This is a genomic window from Roseovarius conchicola (assembly GCF_041403425.1).
In the GTDB taxonomy this organism is placed as follows: domain Bacteria; phylum Pseudomonadota; class Alphaproteobacteria; order Rhodobacterales; family Rhodobacteraceae; genus Roseovarius; species Roseovarius conchicola.
Genome location: NZ_JBGEHK010000002.1, coordinates 154,971 through 172,899 on the forward strand (window position 1 = coordinate 154,971; position 17,929 = coordinate 172,899).

The window sequence follows — 17,929 nt, forward strand, 5'->3', positions numbered from 1 at the left end:
TCGGTTCCGGTTGCGCGGCGGCCAATGCGCCGGTCTGTTGTCTGATGAGTCATCAACTCATGCCCTTGAACATCTCTGTCCCGACGCTGTGTCCGGTTCGGAATTTTGTCAAGAGCTTTGGTAAACCTGCCTCACGCGCCAGTTGACGGCGCAGGGGCGTCAAAAATCTGATCGGCGTGCTGATCCAGATAAATCCGCAGCCAGGGCGAGAAGAGGTCTGGCGCCCTACGGGTTTGCTGTGCCAACTCGTCCATGTCGATCCAGCGTGTGTCCATGACCTCATCGGGGTTTGGCACCACCGCGATACGCCGGGCCACGCGTGAGAGGTAGATATCGACCAATTCATGCTCGATAAGCCCACCCCCGACATCAGCGCGATAGGTCACCTGATCGCGGTGCGACAGGGTCAGGCCAGTGATCCCCAGTTCTTCATTCAAACGACGATGGGCGCAATCCTCGGGGGCCTCGCCCCATTTGGGATGGGTACAGCAGGTGTTCGCCCACAGGCCCGGCGTGTGATACTTGCCCAGCGCCCGGCGCTGGATCAGCACATCATTGTCACAGAGCACAAACACCGACACGGCCTTGTGCAACAGCCCGCGCCGATGTGCCTCAAGCTTTTCAACGGCAACCAGATCGCCGTCAATCCAGGTTGGAATCATATGCTGCATTCAGGCCTCACCCAAAAATCCCGGGCGCGTTACTCGCGTGGTCAGCCCGCGATATAGCCTTTTCAAACATGCACTCACAAGTCACATGAAGTGGTTTCACCGAACCAAGCGAAGTTTTGTCGTAAACGACACCGTTTGACGTTTTCAAGATATTGACTTTGAAACCACAGCGCGTCTGATCAAAGCAACCAACCGCCCAATTCGGAAGAGCCTTCGCGATGATCAAAGACAACCCGGCCCTTGTTGCGTCCATTCGCGACCGTTTTGCCCATGTGGACAGCTGCCCCTTTTCCGGCCCCCGCATCTTTTTCGAAAACGCCGGTGGCGCGCTGACATTGAAATCGGCAGTGGAAACCTCGGCCAAATTCGCCGCGATCCCGGACAATCAGGGGCGCGACAATATCGGAAGCCATGCTTTGGTGGATATAATCAATCGCGCCAAGGCGGATATGGCGGTGTTCATGAATGCCTCGTCCGGGCAATTCTTTGTGGGCGAAAGTGGGACCGAGTTGTTGTTTCGCATGATCCGCACGGCTTGTGTGAACGCGCCCAAGGATGCCAAGGTGATCGGGTCGTCCATCGAGCACCCCGCCAGCCGAAGCGCCGCGCGCCGTTGGGCGGGCATCGCCGGTTTGGATTACGTGAACGTGCCCCACGATGACGCTACCGGCATGGTGACGGCAGATCAGTATCGCGAATACCTGACCGCCGATGTGGCCGTCGCCACGATCCTGCATGCCTCGCCCGTGACTGGCATGGGCATGGACGTCACCGCAATTGCAGCCGCCATTCGCGAGGTGGCTCCTGACTGTTTCATCATCGTCGACGGCATTCAACATGCCGCGCATGGTCAGCTGGATATCGACAGCTACAACGTCGATGGCTATGCGATCTCGCCTTATAAAGTGTTCTCGCGGCACGGTTATGGCGTGGCGTGGATCTCCGACCGGCTGACCGCCCTACCCCATGACATGCTGATCGACGCCCCGGCAGAGGCTTGGGAATTTGGCACCCGCGACACCGGTGCCTATGCCACCATGTCGGATGTGGTCAGCTATTTCGACTGGCTGGGCGGAGAGGTCTCGGACGAGGTCGAGCCGCGCGCCCGGATCGAAGCGGCGGGTCGCGCGATCCACGCCTATGAACAGCACCTGACCACCGCGATGATCCACGGCACCGGCAACCTGCCGGGCCTTTCCGAGATGGAGCACGTGACCGTTCTGGCGGGTGAAGATAACCCGGCACGCGAGGGGCTTGTTTCAATCGTGGTAAAGGATATGCCTTCGGCCGATGTGGTGACCCGCCTGAACAATGAGGGCATCCGCGCCCATACCCGCAAGGCCGATCACTATAGCGGCAATGTGCTGAACCCGCTGGGCCTGTCGGATTGTATCCGTATCTCGATGTGCCATTACAATACCGAGGCCGAGGTGGCGAAACTGCTGGCGGTGATCAAAGAACTGGGTGGCTGAGCGGCACGATTTTGCCGGGCAAATGACCGGGGCTTGTTTTGACGCCCCGCCATCCCAACCTTGAGCCTCAGACGCCTATGGTTTTCCTGACTTTGCCAGACAGGGCCAATCAAAGTATAGGCAGGCCATTCCCCTGCGGCGTCGCTGCATCTATAGCCGGGGGATGAATAGGCTAACGAAGGGGCATCCCATGGCGAACCACCTCTATCAGAACGATCTGCCCGATGGGCTGGATCTGGGGCCTGTTGTGGCCATCGATTGCGAAACGATGGGTCTTAACCCGCATCGCGACCGTCTGTGCGTGGTGCAGATGTCAGGTGGGGATGGTGATGCGCATCTGGTACAGATCAGCAAGGGCCAGACCAGCGCCCCCAACCTGGCGGCGATGCTGGAAAACCCCGAGGTGCTGAAATTGTTTCATTTCGGACGCTTTGACATCGCGGCGATGTACAACGCTTTTGGGGCTCTGACCGCCCCCGTCTATTGCACCAAGATCGCCAGCAAACTGATCCGCACCTACACCGATCGCCACGGGCTGAAAAACCTGATTCAGGAATTGATCGGCACGGATATCTCGAAACATCAGCAATCCTCGGATTGGGGCGCGTCGGAACTGACACAGGACCAGCTGGACTATGCGGCCTCGGATGTACTCTATCTGCATCGCCTTCGGGACAAACTGAACATCCGGCTGGAACGGGAAGGGCGCACCGAGTTGGCCCAGGCCTGTTTCGATTTCCTGCCCACCCGCGCCAAGCTGGACCTGGCTGGCTGGCCCGACATTGATATCTTTGCGCACTAGATGACCTGGACCGGAGATTTCTACTCGCAGCTTGTGGCCTGGATGAAGATCATCCTGCCACTGGCCGCGCTTGGTCTTCTCTCAACCCTCTTCCTGATCTCGCGCACCATTGATCCCACCCAACAGCCCGCAACGGTCGAGGTGGATTTGGAGCAACGCGCCCATGAACAAGGGGCCACCAAACCGTCTTTTGCCGGTGTTACCGGTGGCGGCGATGAAGTTTCCTTTCTGGCGGATCGTGCGCGCCCTGATCTGCGTGACCCCGAACGTCTGATTGCCGATGAGATCACGTCCGAACTGCGCCTTCTGGGCGGCACCGTGATCGACATCACCGCAGATCATGCCGATATGCATCAACGCCATTACACCGCCTCGATGGAGGGGCGCGTGAATATCGTCACGACAAACGGCTATACGTTGACCACAGACCGCCTGAATACGCGGTTTGATGTCCTCTATGCCTCCAGCCCCGGACCGGTGCAGGGATCCGGTCCGCCAGGTGAAATCAAGGCCGGCCGGATGGTTCTGAGCACAAACGAAGACACCGGAGATGCAGAAATGGTGTTCACCGATGGCGTTAACCTGATATACCAACCCAATAACCCCGAGGAATAATCTACGTGTCGTTGTTTTACCGTCTTGCTGTTTGTCTTACCCTTTTGCATGGCCTGCCTGGTCTGGCACTGGCTCAGACGGCACAGGTGGCCTTTGGCAACACCCAGCAGGACAGTAACCTGCCTGTCGAGGTGACTGCGGATAATCTTGCGGTAAATCAGAATGATGGCACCGCGGTGTTCACCGGCAATGTGCTGATCGGACAGGGCGCGATGCGGCTGTCCGCACCCCGCGTTCTGGTGGTTTATCTTGAAGATCAAAGCGGGATCGAACAACTCAAGGCCAGCGGTGGTGTCACCCTTGTCAGCGGCGATGACGCCGCCGAAGCCGCAAACGCCGATTACAATATCGAAACGGGCCTGATTGAAATGCAGGGTGACGTTCTTCTGGTGCAGGGCCCCAATGCCCTGACGGCCGACAAGATGTTTGTCGATACCAAAGCCGGTACAGCCCGGATGAGCGGGCGGGTCAAAACCGTGCTTCAACCCGAGAACTGAACCATGGCCAAACCCGACCTTCATATCGCCCATGAAAACACCGGCTTGCGTGTCGAAAACCTGCGCAAGAGCTATAACAAACGCGTGGTGCTGCGCGATGTCTCGTTAGAGCTGCAGCAGGGCGAGGTGGTTGCCTTGCTGGGCCCTAATGGCTGCGGCAAAACCACGTCTTTCTATGCCATTGCCGGGCTGATCTATCCCGAAGGTGGGAAGGTCATGATCGAAGGGCGGGACGTCACCAACCTGCCGATGTACCGCCGTGCCAAGCTGGGTATTGGATATCTCCCACAGGAAATGTCGATTTTTCGCGGTATGTCCGTGGAAGACAACGTGCTGGCGATTCTGGATATCTCCTATCCCAACCGACACAAGCGCCGCGAACGGCTGGAAGAACTGCTCTCGGAGTTTTCGATCGAGCATCTGCGCCGTGCCCCGGCGCTGGCCCTGTCCGGCGGGGAACGCCGCCGGGTCGAGATTGCGCGCTGTCTGGCTGCAAATCCGCGCTACCTGTTGCTGGACGAACCCTTCGCCGGGGTCGATCCGATCTCGGTCGGAGACATCCGCCATCTGGTGGCCGACCTGAAGAAACGCGGGATCGGCGTTCTGATCACCGATCACAATGTGCGCGAGACACTGGAGATCGTTGATCGCGCCTATATCCTGCATGACGGTCAGGTGTTGATGTCAGGCTCGCCCACCGATGTGGTTGAAAACGAAAACGTGCGCCGTGTCTATCTCGGTGACAATTTCCGCATCTCCTGAGCCGCTCTGGAAAGATCGCCCAACGGTCAGGTATCGACGGGATCGCCATTGACAAATCCACGCGAAAGGGCGTCAAATATGGGAATGACAATTGTGGATCACGTGCCGTTTGTGACATGGCCCGCCAATCGTGCGGCCAGTCCTGCGCAAACAGACCACATGTCAATTTTCCATTTCTGGTTGTAAACTATGCAAGGTGCAATAAGCACTGGAATTCCGGCCGGAAATCCAATTCTAAGGAGACAAGATGCGCTATCAAATCAGTGGTAAACAGATTGATATCGGCGAAGCCCTGCAGACCCATGTGAAGGATGAGTTGAGCGGAATCGTCACCAAATATGCCGAGCGCCCAACCGATGCCCATGTCATCTTTTCCAAAAGCGCCAGCGAATTTGTCTGCGAGACCATTGTGCACCTTTCGACAGGTCTGACCACGCAAGCCAAGGCAAAAGCCCATGAAATCTATGCAGCTTTTGACCAGTGCAGCGACAAGATGGAAAAGCAATTACGGCGTTATAAACGGCGACTGAAGGACCATCATCGCGACCGCGCGGAACCGGTTGAAATCATGGGCGCGTCCTCGTATATCCTCGCCTCTGAAGCGGACGATCAGGAATCAGAACCTGATAGCTTGCAACCGATGATCGTGGCCGAGATGGAAACGCCTATTCCCTCTCTCAGCGTGGGCGAAGCGGTGATGCAGATGGAACTGGCAGGCGCACCTGTTCTGGTCTTCCGCAATGAGGGAAATGACGGACTGAACGTCGTGTATCGCCGTGATGATGGCAATATCGGCTGGATCGACCCGTAAAAGAAATCAGGCACGCGCATTGCGCAAATGATGTTTTGGAGCACAGCTGTTTCCATGGAAATGACTAAAATACTGCGTCCCGAGGCCGTTCGAATTCTCTCGGCAGCGTCGAGCAAGAAACGTCTGTTTCACGAATTGGGCGGTATTGCCGAAAGCGTCTATGGCCTCAATCAATCCAAGGCGATCGAGGCGTTGCAAGAGCGTGAAGCCCTTGGACCAACGGGTGTGGGCAACGGAGTTGCCCTGCCCCATGCCCGCCTTGCCGGGCTGGATCATGTCGTGGGGGCTATGGTCATCATCGACACCCCGATTGATTTCGATGCGCCCGACCGTCAGCCCGTTGATCTGGCCTTTGCGTTGTTTGCCCCCGAGGATGCAGGGGTAGAGCATCTCAAGGCACTGGCGCTGGTCTCGCGCACGCTGCGCAGTAAATCCATCTGCGCCAAACTGCGGGCCAATAACGATCCCGCAACGCTGTTCACGATCCTGACAGAATCACAATCCGTTCAGGCAGCCTGAAGCCCGTTCAGGCCCAACTGCCAAACCCAAACATCATGTAATCGCGCTGGTAAATCTCGCTAACCAGCGCCTCGATCTCATTGTCGTAAATTTCGGACAATGGGATTGGCCCCGTGTCTTGTGCCATCACAGGCTTGGCTGGTTTGGCATACCCAACCTGTCGCGCCAGGGCGGGTAGATAGCTGGCCATATCCTCTTCGCGCACGATCATATCGGGCAGGGCAAACACCCCCATTCCCTGAATGACCGAGGCTTGCGTGGCCCAATGGGCATCGACGCGAATACCAGTCTGCCCCGCCAGATTGGCGCGCACGAACTCCAGAAATCCGACAAACGCCGCACGATGTGCGCGCCTGTCATAGTCCGCATCCGGACCACCGCCCGGAATCGGCACCTTATAGAAATTCCGCAAGGTCTTGCGAATCTCGGAAAACGTGCCGGGGCCTTTCATCAGGATCTTGTCGCAAAAAGCTGCATGGGCGCGGAGCACAGGGTGGCGCAGAACGGTAAAGCTGCGATGTCCCTTCTTGCGGCGCTTCCACTGGCGCAGGGATTTTTGAGTGTGTTTGAACGGCAGCGTCTCGGCATCGACACCATCAAGCGCGGCAAGCCAGTTCAACACTTCGGCCTCCGGCCCCGAGCGTACCGGCATATAAAGCAAACCCGCCCGCGCCCCGGTCACATAACCCGGCACGCCGGGGCCGCGCCGGGGTTCAAAATTCGGAGTCCGGGTTAGGTTGAACGGATCTGCGCCACTCAGCGCATTTTCCATCTCTTTAAAATTCGAGACCTTATCAGACAGCGAACTTGGATTCTGCTTTTTCAGCGACGAGTCCAATTCTTCAAGCCGCTCTTCCGAGCCCAGAAATCGTGCCAGCCCGTTCATCACATCAGTACTCTGCAGATCCTCATAAGCGATGTAGAATGCCGTTTGCCCGCTGGTCTGCAGCCGGTTCAGCAAGAGGACCTGAAATTCCTGAAGCTTGGCGATATGGTCTTCGAATTCGACCCCGTCAAAGCTGATCTTGCTGTCCTTGCGTCGCTTCACATTGGTCAGCTTCCACTGTCCCGTGGCCTGCGCGATTTTCCAGGACACGTAGCTTTCCAGCGGATTGCGCGTGAGGATGATCTTGGCACAGCGCGGATCATCCAGCGCGATGTCCAGCACCCTCGGATCGTGATCATGAAAGAAACGGAAGCCACCCAGACCGTCTGATCCACCCTTGATCACGTTGATCAGGCGGGCCGGGTCGGCGTCACGCTGGGCCTGGGTGACGTCCAGGATTTCGGTCTTGTTTGGATAGCCGATAAAATGCGGATTGAACGCCTCGCCATGGCACTGGAAACTGTCAAAGGCGTTCAGATTGGACTCGAGGAAATTCGAGCCGGTGCGCATTTCTGCAAACACGATGAAATAGTCGAACTGACCGGACATGGCAGGTTACCGGACCAGATAGGGTTTGCGTTTGGATTGCTGCGACTCGACCTCGCTTTGCGAGACGGGAAAATCACCCATCAAATACGGGTGCATGCCCTGATTTTTCAGGTTTTGCAGGAACTGCCCAAACCCGGTCAGATCGGACATCCGCGGCACCTCGGCCAGACCGCGCAGGTTTTGTTGGCCAATCTCGTCGATGATCGTCTGCAACGGTTCCATCGGGGCCTCGATAAACTCGGCCATGGTCCAGATACGCACCCGCGCCTTGGTCCAGGATGACCGCAGGCATTTCAGATGCTCGCTTTCGATCTGTTGTAATTGCGCCGCCTCTTGCCGGATATCCGAAAAGTTGCGGTTTGACTTGAACAACGGTACGGCCCAGGCCCCGGTGATCACCGACACTTGGGCGTTGGGATCCTTGGCAATCTCCCACTCTATCTTCTGATTGTCACGCGGGCCAAACTGAAAACACTGGCGTTGTCCGCGTGTGTTCCAGATCAGGTTGGCCAGAAAGGCGCGGGGGTTGTAATCGCGCAGCGCGGCACTGTCACTCAGCGCGCCATTCAGCACCGTCTGCCCTTCGGAAAACTCGGCTCGGTCCGGTCCGAAAAGATGACCATGCACCCGTGTGCCAGTGGTTTTGGTCAGCCATTCCTCGAAATTCTCAAAAAGATCGCTGAACCCTTCGAACACCGAATACTGCGCACAGGTCAGCCCGTTTTCACGCGTCTCGACGGGGAAACGACTTTGCATATAAAGGCCGGGGCGTCCGCGCGTGCGGCGCTCAACCGCCTTGGCAAAGATACGGTCGATCTTGCCCGGGTTTGGCTCGGTCCGGTTCATCGCCGCCGAGGCATCTGTTAGAAAGGCATCGTAAAGCCGATTGGCAAAGGGCCAGATTTTGCGCGCCACAAAGCAGTCCGAACGGCGCAACAACTGAAGATGGTCATCATAAAAGATATGCGGCTTGCCCTGGTAGTCGAATTTGGACAGGGTCAGAGAGCGGCTTTCGATCTGGCGCGAATAAAGCCGCGCGAGGGTCTGAAAATAGCTTTCATCCGGGATCCAGACCTTGCGGAAATAGTCATCATAGATTTTGCGCTCTGGGTCTTCCAGAATGGCCGACAGGGTTTGACGCGTCAGGCACCACCACTGGCTGCCCATGTGCGGCACGATGCCGTTGGGAATGCGACGCTTGTAGCGCAGGGTGCGTTGCAGGGCGACGTACTTATCGAACATCCAGCGATTTTTGCGCCATGAAAACGGAAAACGCAGGGTAAAACGTTCCTGATCCAGCCCACCAATGGTCCAGGGCACATCGGCGGTGGTGGCGGATTCGATGAAATCCGTATGCGGGCGATCACTCAGATACTCGATCAACTCATGCACCGGGCGCAACGGCAGACAGGACCCGGAGGTCAGATAAACATGCCGCACATCGGGAAACGCATCCAGCATGATCTGCGAGGCTTCCTGCGTCGCGGCCACAAGCCCCCAAGTGCCCCATTCACAGCGATGGCGCGTAGCAAAACGCACGTCGGGCAAATCAGACAGTGCCTTTACAAAGGCATCGTAAGCTTTGCGCGGCACAGATTTGTCGGCATGGATTACCAGGGGGCATCCGGCAGCAGACCAGTGACGTGCGATCTGCTCGGCCCGGCCAAAGGCCGTATGCACCAGCATGATGATCCCGACACGCATGTCCGACTGCCCTTTCCTCACGCCCAGTTGCCCTTAGACATCAGCCCAAGGATCTCTAATTGCCGCCAGTTTATATACTTTTCCGACCATTTGCACCAAAGGTCTGGTGTGTCCGAAAATCTTTCAGCGTAGGCCTTGTATTCGATGCTGGCGGCATAGTGCTGTTTGCGGGTCAGTTCCTCGGCGGCCTTGACCGCAAATGTGTCCAGGAACTTGGCATGAAGCAGCACCCCGCTCGCGCGTTCCCCGCCCCATTCATCATAGGTCAGGTTCAACCCGCGTGGCAGCAACATATGGGTCGAACTGACATAGCTGTAGCGCTTGTTCCATTTCACAAGAGGGATCTTGTTCAGCGCTGGTGACTTCTTGGGCTGGTTGGGGAAGAACACACGTGACCGAGGCCCGCCTTGAATCCACAGGTTTCCGTATTTCTTGTTCTTCTCGATCATGTAGTTGCCCGGATCGAACCACGATGCGATCTCAAGCGGGTCTTGCCCGGGGCGATAGGGCACCGCATCAATCCGCCCTTTGGGATACATATCGAGCAGCATTGCACCAAAGGATTTCACCTGACTGACATCCAGCCAGTCGGTCAGCGCACGAATGGGGCGCGTATCGCAGAACGGGTAGACAAAAAACTCGTCCGGATCGACCACAAGAGTCCAGTGTCCATGACCATATTTCTGTTGCAACCAGTTCAGCCAATCCACGCCAAACCGCGCGCGTTTATAGCTGGCGGTGGTGCTCCACAGCGATACGTCTTCCTGATCAGCAAGGTATTCGCGCCCCCCATCGGTGCTGCCATTGTCCACCATCAGGAAATGCGACACGCCCAGATCGCGGTAATACTTCATAAAGTAGGGCAGGCGCACATATTCATCGCGGAAGGTCGAGAACAGCAGGATATCACCGGGTTGGATTCTCTGGGTGCGGTCCTCAACACTATTCAGCGAGAAATGCTTGCGGAACGCACGCACTTTCGCCCGTTTCCGGCGCAGTCGCATTCGATATGACTGCCACACGCTCACCCTGCATCTCCTAACCCAAACCGCGTTTTCAACTCACTGTTTAGTCTCTGACACTTAATCAATTCTTTTTCGAGGAGAATTGTTACGAATTTGGAAACAAATATGCTCCAACCCCCCGGAAAACCAGTATTTCTACCAGCGCTCACACCCAGTTTCCTTTCGACATCAGGCCCATCGCCTCAAGCTGTCGCCAACTGATCAGGCGCGTGGAGCCTTCGCACCACAGATCGGGATTTCCGATCAGGCCGTCGTAATAGGTCTCGTACAGGGTGGAGTTGGCAAAATGTTCCTGCCGGTCTTTTTCTTCGGCAGACTTCTCGACAATCGTGTGCAGGAACTTGGTGTGCAGCAGAACTCCCGAGGTTTTTTCACCCCCCTCTTCGTCATAAACATGGTTCAGGCGACGCGGCAGCAACGAATGCGTCGAGCTGACATAGGCATAGCTGCGCCGCCACTTGACCAAGGGGGTCTTACTCATCGTCGGGGCGCGGCGCGGGCGATCGGCAAAGAAATGGCGCGCACGTACGCCGCCTTGAATCCACAGGTTTTGCAGGTCGGGCTTTTTCTGGATCATATAGTTGCCGCCATCAAACCAGTTGAGAATCTCAAACGGATCTTCGCCTGTTTCATAGGTCTGTGCGTTCAGAGGTCCCTTGGGATACATATCCAGCATCAGCGCCCCGAATGATTGCCGCCCATGGGTATCAAGCCATTCGACCAGCGCGGGCAAGGGTCGCGTGTCATAATGCGGGTAAATCAGGATTTCGTCGGCATCCACCGTCAGGCACCAATGCCCACCTGCATATTGACGTTGTAACCAAGTCAGCCAGTCCATGCCAAAGCGCGACAGCTTGTAACTGTCCGGCGTGCTCCACAATGACACGTCGGGTTGCGCTGCCAGATAATCGGCTGTGCCATCATCGCTGGCGTTGTCGACGATCAGAAACTGCGCCACGCCCAGCGCGCGGTAATGGTCCAGAAAATGTGGCAGGCGCACCATCTCGTTGCGCACGGTCGCAAAGGCCAGAATATCTTTTGGCGCGATTTGCGCTGCCCTGTTGATGACAGGGGTGATTTGCCGACGTTTACGCAGGGAACGAAATAACAGGCGGCGGCGCTTCCAACGCAACCGGTAAGCCAGTGCAAGCTCGTTCAGCCTGTCCATATCAGCGCCTGTGTTCTGCCGCCCTGATACGCAGACTCGGCGTTATTTGTCATAATGTCCAGTTTGGTGCCACCGCCACGCATCCGCGATCATCTGATCCAGCGTCGAGCGTGTCGGTTTCCAGCCCAGCTCGGCCTCGGCCCGTGTGGATCCCGACACCAGCTTGGCGCAGTCGCCTGCCCGTCGCGGCCCTTCGACCATCGGCACGTCCTTGTTGGTCACAGCAGCCGAATGATCGACGACCTCGCGCACCGAGAACCCGGTTCCCGTACCCAGATTGAACACCCGGCTGCCCTTGCCCTGTTGCAGCCAGTTCAGGCCCAGAACATGCGCCTCGACAAGGTCCATCACATGCACATAGTCCCGTATGCATGTGCCGTCGGGTGTGTCGTAATCGGTGCCAAAAATGGTCAACGCATCACGCTTGCCATCAATCGCATCCAGCATCAGGGGGATCAGATGAGTCTCGGGCTGATGAAACTCGCCCACCTCGCCTTCGGGGTCGGCACCGGCCACGTTGAAATAGCGAAAGATCACATGATTGAGGCCATAGGCCACCTCAAAATCGCGCAGAATATCCTCGATCGCGCGTTTGGAGGCACCGTAAGCGTTGATCGGATGTTGTGCGCTGGATTCGTCCAGCACCACATTATCCTGATCGCCGTAGGTGGCGCAGGTGGATGAGAACACGACATTCTTGCACCCCGCGGCCACCGCCGCCTCGAACAGACACAGAGACCCGGCCACGTTGTTGTGCCAATACATCGCCGGTTCGCGCATGCTTTCGCCCACCTGGCTAAGGGCGGCAAAATGCATGATCGCCTCGGGTTGATAGGCGGCAAAGACCTGATCCAGCCGGGCGCGATCCGTCAGATCCCCTTTCTCGAAGGGGCCGAACTTGACCGCATCCTCCCAGCCAGTGCACAGATTGTCATAGACGACCGGCGTGAACCCGGCCTGCTTCAGTACTTTGCAGGCATGCGAGCCGATGTAACCCGCGCCGCCTGTAACCAGTATATTTGTCAAAGACAGCCCCCCGGAAGACTACTGCGCGGCGCTCTGGGCGTGAATGACATCGTTCAGATAGCCCCACAGATCGTCGCGCAAATCCTCGCGGTCCAGCGCAAAGGCCACGGTGGCCTGAAGGAACCCGGCCTTGGAGCCGCAGTCAAACCGCTGACCCTTGAAGCGGAAGCCAAACACCTCTTCACCCTCTTCGCGCGCATCTGCGATGGCATCGGTCAGCTGGATTTCACCACCCGCACCGGTCTTTTTCTTGTTCAGCTTTTGCAGTACCGTGGGCGTCAGGATGTAGCGGCCAATCACGGCCAGATTCGAGGGCGCATCCTCTGCTTTGGGTTTTTCAACCATGCCCTTGGTCGACACCAATGCGCCCATGTCTTCCTTGATATCCAGAACACCATAGGACGAGGTTTGTTCATCCGGCACTTCCATGGCGGCGACCATATTGCCCGGATTTTCCTCGAACGCCTCGACCATCTGCGCAAGGCATGGTTTTTCGGCGGCGATCACATCATCGGGCAGGATCACGGCAAAGGGTTCGTTGGCAATCAGACGGCGGGCACACCACACCGCATGGCCCAGCCCCAGCGGTTTGTGCTGTCGCATATAGGCAATTTCACCGCTGTCCATGTTGGTGCTTTTGAGGATTTCCAGTAGGTCATCCTTGCCCTTGCGGCGCAGTTCCTGCTCCAGCTGCGGTGCATTGTCGAAATAGTCTTCCAACGCGCCCTTGCCGCGCGACGTTACAAAAATGAATTCCTTGATCCCAGCCGCGCGCGCCTCGTCGATGGCATATTGCACCAGCGGACGGTCCACCAAAGTCATGATTTCTTTTGGAACCGACTTGGTTGCTGGAAGAAACCGTGTACCCATACCAGCGACAGGAAAAATCGCTTTGGTTACCTTGTTACGCATTGCCTGCTCCTCGCGTATATTTTTGGACACAATACACCAAAACAATGAAAGGTGAATTTCGATCAGGGGAAAAACCTGAATTTTAGTCCATTTTTGGCCGTGGTGCCGCACTCCTCACAGCGATGTAATCAGTTCATGCCCATTTCGGCCATCATCTTCTCAAGTCGCGGAACGTCCTCGGGATTGTTCAGCTCCCAGAACTGCCGCCCACGCGCATCGACCTCGACACACAGGATTGACCGTCGGTTTTCCAGAAACCGCAGCTGCTCCAACCCCTCCAGTTGCTCCAACGGACCAGCAGGCCAAGTACGATACGCAGCCAGCGCAGCGGGGCGATAGGCATAGACGCCAACATGATGAAAAACAGGCGTTTCGTCCTGTGCCTGATAGGTTTTCCCGGTGTAGGGGATCACCTCTTTCGAGAAGTAGAGCGCATGATTGGTGCGGCCAAAGACGGCTGTGGTGCCGCCGACGCGGCCATTGGCGCGATCCTCCAGAAACCCGTTCAGGGCCTGACCATCCGTGCGCAAAACCGGCGTGGCCATATCGGCATCCGGATCACCGCGCAGGCCGGTTACAAGGTCTTCGACAAACCAATGCGGCGTCAGCGGTGCATCGCCTTGCAGGTTGACCACGATGTCGTGAACTTCACCAAGCCGCTCCATCGCATCGGCACAGCGCTCGGTTCCGTTGGCGCAATCCTCTGAGGTCATCACTACCTCGGCGCCGAACCCCTTGGCCGCGTCGCCGATCCGATCATCATCCGTGGCCACCACAACCCGATCGACACCGTTGACCTCTACAGCAGCCTCCCACGACCGCTGGATCAGGCTTTTCGCCTGACCCGATGCACCGGTCAACGCCACCAAAGGCTTGCCGGGATAGCGGGTCGAGGCATAGCGCGCGGGGATGACAACCAGAACGCTCATGTTGCTGGCTTCAGATCAACAGTGGGTGAATAGGCAATGAAAAACGGATTGGCATAACCGTCCTTGCCATAGGTCAGCGGGCTGTGGTCATCAAAGCGAACGACCGCGCCGCCCGCACCATTCAACACCGCGTGCCCGGCGGCAGTGTCCCATTCCATCGTGCGGCCGACCCGTGGATAGATATCCGCCTCACCCGTGGCAATCAGGCAGAATTTCAGGGACGACCCCGCGCTTTTCATGTCCTTCACCGCGTATTTTGCGATGTAGTCATCGGTGGCCTGATCGCGGTGCGACTTACTGGCCACAATCATCAGGGCACCGTTGTCAGGGTCGGACACCTGGATTGCCTTGGTCGGCCCCATCACATCCCGCTCCAAAGCGCCGGTTTCCTCGACGGACGCCCCATCGGCGAGGGTGAAGAACATCCGATCCTTGGCGGGCGCATAGACCACCCCACGCGTTGGCACGCCATTTTCCACATAGGCGATGTTGACGGTAAAATCGCCGCGACGGTGAATGAATTCCTTGGTTCCATCCAGCGGATCAACAATCAGGAACGTGTCGGCCTGCTCGGAATGCGAGGCGGATTGCTCTTCGGTGATCAGCGTCACATCCGGGAAAGCCGCGCGCAGCCCGGCCGAGATAATCGCATCAGCCGCTTCGTCCGCTTCGGTCACCGGGCTGTCATCCGACTTGACCTTGACGTCGAAGTCATCGGCCGAATAGATTTCCATGATCTTGTCGCCCGCTTCCAGCGCCAGTTTGCGCATCACAACAACCAGTTTTTCGTAATCCAAGACACTGCTCCTGTAATTAAACGCGCCGAAACACGCATGTGTTGCCCGGTGAGGTTTGTCCCCTTATGATACGCTGGTAACGGGACAGCAAGAAATCCGTGCCACAAAGCCATCCGAGCGGACCAGAGCAGGTTAACCATGTTTCACAACGTTCAGACGCGATCGACCCTGCAATCGGTGATCACCACCGGTGAGTTGATTTATCACGCGACTGTTCGCGAAGTCCGCAAGGGCCATAACAACGCCTTTGTGGCCCTGGCATCCAACATCCTGGTGGCGGTGCTGTTTGTGATGGCCTTCTACATCATGTTCGTCATGCTTGGCATCCGCAGCGCGGGTCTACGTGGCGATTTCCTGCTGTTCATCATGTCGGGCATTTTCCTGTTCCTCACCCACACCAAATCGCTTGGGGCGGTCGTGGGCGCCGAGGGTCCAACCTCGGCGATGATGTTGCACGCGCCTTTGAACACGATCATCGCGATCAGCGCTGCTGCCCTGAGTACGCTTTATATTCAAACACTCACCCTGATTATCATCCTGTTTTTCTACCATGTGATCTTTACGCCCATTACCATCGAACAGCCCATTGCGGCCTATGGGATGTTCCTCCTGTCATGGTTCTCGGGTGTCGCCCTGGGCTTGGTGCTTTTGTCGATCAAACCCTGGGCTCCGGGCCTCGTGGGGGTATTCACCACGGTCTATCAACGCGCCAGTATGATTGCCTCGGGCAAGATGTTCGTGGCCAACACGCTGCCCGGTTTCATGATTGCCATGTTCGACTGGCATCCCCTGTTTCACACGATTGATCAGGCACGGGGGTTTGTGTTCATCAACTACGTTCCGCGCAATTCGATGTGGGAGTACCCCCTTTACCTGGCATTGACGCTGATCATGATCGGGCTGATGGGCGAGTTTTACACCCGTCAATTCGCCTCGGTCAGTTGGAACGCCAAGCGGTAAATCTGCGCCACTCAGGCGACATTCACCAATACCAGACCCGCGTCCCGCAGCTCACACGCCTATCTGGAAATCTGCCGACATAATCTGTGTTTTTCGCAATAACCCGCGCGCGGGTCGGCCATCTGTTGCCACCGGTTGTTGACCCATTCCTGCCTTGCCAAGTGTGCGCCCCGAGGCCCCGCAGAAAAGGAATCGAAAAATGTCACAACCAAATGCACTCGAAACTCTCATGCTTGAGTTGATCAACGAAGAACGCAGTGCCGCAGGCTTGTCCCCGTTGCGGTTCAACGGTGATCTGAACGAAGCCAGCGAAGACCACAGCGAATGGATGCTGGAAAAGGATATCTTTTCGCACACCGGCGAAAACGGATCGTCCGCGGGCGACCGCATTCAATCTGCCGGGTACGAGTTGGAAGGAAACTGGACCTGGGGCGAAAATATCGCCTGGCAATCCGAGCAGGGTGACCCCGGTCTGGAAGATGATGTGCGCGATCTGCACGAAAGCCTGATGGAAAGCCCCGGTCATCGCGCCAATATTCTGAACCCGGACTATGACGAGATCGGCATTGGCATCGAACAAGGTGACTTTGGCCGCTTTGACAGCGTCATGGTCACCCAGAACTTTGGCGCGACGGACGCAACATCCGAGCCAGACACACCTGTTACCCCCGAACCCGACACCCCGGTGGTCGAGACCGATCCTGACACCCCCACGACCCCGGTATCGGATCCCGAGACAGACGATCCTGTCGAGGTGCCGACATCGCCCGACACACCGACAACGCCGCCAACTTTGACTGAGCTTCTTGAGGATTTCTTCGACACGTTCTCATCAAGCCCGATAAGCGAGGATTTCTTTACCGACCTGTTTATGTTCGTGCCTCAGCCCATGCCGACGCCGACAGATCCCGATACTCCAAGCGATGTGCCCAGTTACGATGAGTTCTACGAGTACACCTGCGCACCAATCCAATCTGACGGGCTAGAGTTCATTTAGAATTCAGAGCCTGACGCAGGCACCCGGCGCCGTCCTCCCTCCGTGCCGGGTGCCTGCTCACTCCACCACGCGCAAGGTCAGATTGATCCGCCCGCCCTTGGGCATCAGGGCCGAGCTTTGAAAACGGATGCGATCCACCCCGTGATAGGTCAGACGCGCATCGCCCCCCATGCGCACCACATCGCCCGACCCCAACCAGAGCGAGCTGGTTTTGCCGCCGCGCTCCGTATTACCGATCCGAAACAGGCCTTCATCACCCAACGATATCGACAGAACCGGCCAGGAGAAATCGGCTTCGTCACGGTCCTGATGCATCCCCATGCGCGCCCCTTCGCCATAGAAGTTGATCAGGCAGCAATCAGGGTCGCGGTCCTTGCTGACCAGCGCGCGCCAGATCGCCAGCACGCGCTCGGGAATCGCAGGCCACGCCATACCCATGGGATGCGCGGTCTCGTAGCGATAGCCGCTGCGATCCGCGTACCAGCCATATTTACCCGCCGAAGTCATTTGTACCGACATCGGTTTGCCATACGGCGTTTGCGGCGAAAACAGAGGGGCCGCAGCGACCACCGCGCGCAAATCGCCCAGCAGCGCGGCCTGTGCAGCGCAGTCCAGATACCCTTGGTAGATATCAAAGCCGCGTATGCGAAGCGTCGGTTCAGACATCGGATTCTCATCTTTCTTTGCCCTCACCTGATGCATTTAGGGCAAAATTGCAAAATCCACCGCTTTCCAACGCTTGCAGGGTCAGTTTGGCCTGCCTATATACGCCGATGAAGCGCGGTCGCCCTCGCGGCACCCGTTCTGTCTATCGGGTCCCGGATGCC

General features: G+C 57.2%; 19 protein-coding genes. 9 read left to right on the forward strand and 10 right to left on the reverse strand.

Going from position 1 to position 17,929, the window contains the following annotated elements; translation table 11 throughout:
• Positions 1 to 131 precede the first annotated feature (131 nt).
• Positions 132 to 671: an isopentenyl-diphosphate Delta-isomerase gene (gene idi / locus V6N02_RS06630; RefSeq protein ID WP_371224735.1), complete on the reverse strand. Its 540-nt coding sequence runs from the start codon at positions 669 to 671 to the stop codon at positions 132 to 134.
• A gap of 218 nt (positions 672 to 889) precedes the next feature.
• Here idi and V6N02_RS06635 point away from each other — a divergent pair, with 218 nt between their 5' ends.
• The 7 genes from V6N02_RS06635 (at position 890) to V6N02_RS06665 (ending at position 6,149) form a co-directional block, all read left to right on the forward strand.
• Complete coding sequence (locus tag V6N02_RS06635; protein ID WP_371224736.1) at positions 890 to 2,143, forward strand: aminotransferase class V-fold PLP-dependent enzyme; 1,254 nt, start codon at positions 890 to 892, stop codon at positions 2,141 to 2,143.
• 190 nt (positions 2,144 to 2,333) lie between these two features.
• Entirely contained in the window at positions 2,334 to 2,945 is a 612-nt protein-coding gene (locus V6N02_RS06640; RefSeq protein ID WP_371224737.1) for a ribonuclease D, read from the forward strand.
• Positions 2,946 to 3,560 (forward strand): LPS export ABC transporter periplasmic protein LptC, encoded by a 615-nt coding sequence (gene lptC, locus V6N02_RS06645; protein WP_371224738.1) that lies wholly within the window; start codon positions 2,946 to 2,948, stop codon positions 3,558 to 3,560.
• A gap of 5 nt (positions 3,561 to 3,565) precedes the next feature.
• On the forward strand, positions 3,566 to 4,057 hold the full coding sequence (locus V6N02_RS06650) for an LptA/OstA family protein (protein WP_371224739.1): 492 nt from the start codon (positions 3,566 to 3,568) through the stop codon (positions 4,055 to 4,057).
• 3 nt (positions 4,058 to 4,060) lie between these two features.
• On the forward strand, positions 4,061 to 4,819 hold the full coding sequence (gene lptB / locus V6N02_RS06655; RefSeq protein ID WP_371224740.1) for an LPS export ABC transporter ATP-binding protein: 759 nt from the start codon (positions 4,061 to 4,063) through the stop codon (positions 4,817 to 4,819).
• A gap of 247 nt (positions 4,820 to 5,066) precedes the next feature.
• Positions 5,067 to 5,630, forward strand: coding sequence for a ribosome hibernation-promoting factor, HPF/YfiA family (gene hpf / locus V6N02_RS06660; protein WP_371224741.1), 564 nt, complete (start codon positions 5,067 to 5,069; stop codon positions 5,628 to 5,630).
• Between the two features lie 54 nt (positions 5,631 to 5,684).
• On the forward strand, positions 5,685 to 6,149 hold the full coding sequence (locus V6N02_RS06665; protein ID WP_371224742.1) for a PTS sugar transporter subunit IIA: 465 nt from the start codon (positions 5,685 to 5,687) through the stop codon (positions 6,147 to 6,149).
• 7 nt (positions 6,150 to 6,156) lie between these two features.
• Here the strand turns inward: V6N02_RS06665 and V6N02_RS06670 are convergent, their stop codons facing one another.
• The 8 genes from V6N02_RS06670 to cysQ form a co-directional block, all read right to left on the reverse strand.
• Complete coding sequence (locus V6N02_RS06670; protein ID WP_371224743.1) at positions 6,157 to 7,584, reverse strand: sulfotransferase family 2 domain-containing protein; 1,428 nt, start codon at positions 7,582 to 7,584, stop codon at positions 6,157 to 6,159.
• A 6-nt stretch (positions 7,585 to 7,590) separates the two neighbouring features.
• The gene (locus tag V6N02_RS06675; protein ID WP_371224744.1) at positions 7,591 to 9,288 is read right to left on the reverse strand and encodes a DUF5927 domain-containing protein; all 1,698 of its coding nucleotides are present in this window, start codon (positions 9,286 to 9,288) and stop codon (positions 7,591 to 7,593) included.
• 17 nt (positions 9,289 to 9,305) lie between these two features.
• Positions 9,306 to 10,292, reverse strand: coding sequence for a glycosyltransferase family 2 protein (locus tag V6N02_RS06680; RefSeq protein ID WP_371224745.1), 987 nt, complete (start codon positions 10,290 to 10,292; stop codon positions 9,306 to 9,308).
• Between the two features lie 166 nt (positions 10,293 to 10,458).
• Positions 10,459 to 11,481: a glycosyltransferase family 2 protein gene (locus V6N02_RS06685; RefSeq protein ID WP_371224746.1), complete on the reverse strand. Its 1,023-nt coding sequence runs from the start codon at positions 11,479 to 11,481 to the stop codon at positions 10,459 to 10,461.
• Between the two features lie 42 nt (positions 11,482 to 11,523).
• Positions 11,524 to 12,507, reverse strand: a complete 984-nt coding sequence (galE, locus tag V6N02_RS06690) for a UDP-glucose 4-epimerase GalE (RefSeq protein ID WP_371224747.1) — start codon at positions 12,505 to 12,507, stop codon at positions 11,524 to 11,526.
• 18 nt (positions 12,508 to 12,525) lie between these two features.
• Complete coding sequence (gene galU / locus V6N02_RS06695) at positions 12,526 to 13,419, reverse strand: UTP--glucose-1-phosphate uridylyltransferase GalU (RefSeq protein WP_371224748.1); 894 nt, start codon at positions 13,417 to 13,419, stop codon at positions 12,526 to 12,528.
• A gap of 128 nt (positions 13,420 to 13,547) precedes the next feature.
• Positions 13,548 to 14,348, reverse strand: coding sequence for a 3-deoxy-manno-octulosonate cytidylyltransferase (locus V6N02_RS06700; protein ID WP_371224749.1), 801 nt, complete (start codon positions 14,346 to 14,348; stop codon positions 13,548 to 13,550).
• Complete coding sequence (cysQ, locus tag V6N02_RS06705; protein WP_371224750.1) at positions 14,345 to 15,145, reverse strand: 3'(2'),5'-bisphosphate nucleotidase CysQ; 801 nt, start codon at positions 15,143 to 15,145, stop codon at positions 14,345 to 14,347. Before cysQ ends, V6N02_RS06700 begins: the two co-directional genes overlap by 4 nt.
• A gap of 138 nt (positions 15,146 to 15,283) precedes the next feature.
• On the opposite strand from cysQ, the gene V6N02_RS06710 reads away from it, so the two are divergent.
• Positions 15,284 to 16,105 (forward strand): ABC transporter permease, encoded by an 822-nt coding sequence (locus tag V6N02_RS06710; protein WP_371224751.1) that lies wholly within the window; start codon positions 15,284 to 15,286, stop codon positions 16,103 to 16,105.
• A 199-nt stretch (positions 16,106 to 16,304) separates the two neighbouring features.
• Positions 16,305 to 17,102, forward strand: a complete 798-nt coding sequence (locus V6N02_RS06715) for a CAP domain-containing protein (protein ID WP_371224752.1) — start codon at positions 16,305 to 16,307, stop codon at positions 17,100 to 17,102.
• 57 nt (positions 17,103 to 17,159) lie between these two features.
• Here the strand turns inward: V6N02_RS06715 and V6N02_RS06720 are convergent, their stop codons facing one another.
• Positions 17,160 to 17,768 (reverse strand): alpha-ketoglutarate-dependent dioxygenase AlkB family protein, encoded by a 609-nt coding sequence (locus tag V6N02_RS06720; protein WP_371224753.1) that lies wholly within the window; start codon positions 17,766 to 17,768, stop codon positions 17,160 to 17,162.
• Between the last annotated feature and the right edge of the window lie 161 nt (positions 17,769 to 17,929).

Bases quoted from the DNA above. Each gene is read 5' to 3' on its own strand.
- V6N02_RS06710 (WP_371224751.1), top strand. From the start codon at position 15,284: ATGTTTCACAACGTTCAGACGCGATCGACCCTGCAATCGGTGATCACC.
- lptC (WP_371224738.1), top strand. From the start codon at position 2,946: ATGACCTGGACCGGAGATTTCTACTCGCAGCTTGTGGCCTGGATGAAG.
- galU (WP_371224748.1), bottom strand. From the start codon at position 13,419: ATGCGTAACAAGGTAACCAAAGCGATTTTTCCTGTCGCTGGTATGGGT.
- hpf (WP_371224741.1), top strand. From the start codon at position 5,067: ATGCGCTATCAAATCAGTGGTAAACAGATTGATATCGGCGAAGCCCTG.
- V6N02_RS06665 (WP_371224742.1), top strand. From the start codon at position 5,685: ATGGAAATGACTAAAATACTGCGTCCCGAGGCCGTTCGAATTCTCTCG.
- V6N02_RS06720 (WP_371224753.1), bottom strand. From the start codon at position 17,768: ATGTCTGAACCGACGCTTCGCATACGCGGCTTTGATATCTACCAAGGG.
- V6N02_RS06675 (WP_371224744.1), bottom strand. From the start codon at position 9,288: ATGCGTGTCGGGATCATCATGCTGGTGCATACGGCCTTTGGCCGGGCC.
- V6N02_RS06685 (WP_371224746.1), bottom strand. From the start codon at position 11,481: ATGGACAGGCTGAACGAGCTTGCACTGGCTTACCGGTTGCGTTGGAAG.
- V6N02_RS06680 (WP_371224745.1), bottom strand. From the start codon at position 10,292: ATGCGACTGCGCCGGAAACGGGCGAAAGTGCGTGCGTTCCGCAAGCAT.
- V6N02_RS06670 (WP_371224743.1), bottom strand. From the start codon at position 7,584: ATGTCCGGTCAGTTCGACTATTTCATCGTGTTTGCAGAAATGCGCACC.
- V6N02_RS06715 (WP_371224752.1), top strand. From the start codon at position 16,305: ATGTCACAACCAAATGCACTCGAAACTCTCATGCTTGAGTTGATCAAC.
- lptB (WP_371224740.1), top strand. From the start codon at position 4,061: ATGGCCAAACCCGACCTTCATATCGCCCATGAAAACACCGGCTTGCGT.
- V6N02_RS06640 (WP_371224737.1), top strand. From the start codon at position 2,334: ATGGCGAACCACCTCTATCAGAACGATCTGCCCGATGGGCTGGATCTG.
- V6N02_RS06635 (WP_371224736.1), top strand. From the start codon at position 890: ATGATCAAAGACAACCCGGCCCTTGTTGCGTCCATTCGCGACCGTTTT.
- V6N02_RS06700 (WP_371224749.1), bottom strand. From the start codon at position 14,348: ATGAGCGTTCTGGTTGTCATCCCCGCGCGCTATGCCTCGACCCGCTAT.
- idi (WP_371224735.1), bottom strand. From the start codon at position 671: ATGCAGCATATGATTCCAACCTGGATTGACGGCGATCTGGTTGCCGTT.